The sequence below is a fragment of the Actinacidiphila sp. bgisy167 genome (genome assembly GCF_057707665.1).
In genome coordinates this window covers 1-561 of the sequence record NZ_JBYIQP010000237.1, presented here as the reverse complement: position 1 = coordinate 561, position 561 = coordinate 1, and the positions used below count along the sequence as shown (strand labels likewise).

Sequence of the window (561 nt, the reverse complement as noted above, 5' to 3'; positions counted from 1 at the left end):
CGGCACCGCCGAGGCCACCGTCGCCGAGAACGCCACACTCTGCCCGGCCACCGACGGATCCGGAACACCGGCCACCGTCGTCACCGACGCCGCCCGGCCCACGGCATGGGTGCCGGAGGCCGTGGAGGTGCGGAAGTCGAGGTCGCCGTCATAGGTGGCGGTGACGGTGTAGGGGGCTGTTCGGGCGGTGGTGTAGGTGTGGGTGGTGGTGGCCTGGCCGCCGGTCAGGGGGGCGGTCACCGCCTCGGTGCCGTCGCCGAAGGTGAAGGTGACGGTGCCGGTGGGGGTCCCGGCGCCCGGCGCGGTGGGGGTGACGGTGGCGGTGAGGGTGGTCTGTTCGCCGGCTGTGGAGGGCGCGGGTGAGGAGCTGATCGTGGTGGCGGTGTCGGATCGGGAGACCCGTTGGGTTCCCGTCGCCGTGGACGCGGTGAAGTCGGTGTCGCCGCCGTAGGCGGCGGTGACGGTGTAGGGGGTGCCGGCGCGTGAGGTGTAGGTGTGGGTGGTGGTGGCCTGGCCGCCGGTCAGGGGGGCGGTCACCGCCTCGGTGCCGTCGCCGAAGGT

1 protein-coding gene is annotated in these 561 nt (G+C 74.0%); it reads right to left on the bottom strand.

Annotated elements, in window-relative coordinates:
- Positions 1-561 (bottom strand): Ig-like domain repeat protein (locus AC3ET4_RS30960; RefSeq protein ID WP_431955314.1); only part of this gene is annotated, 561 nt, incomplete at both ends.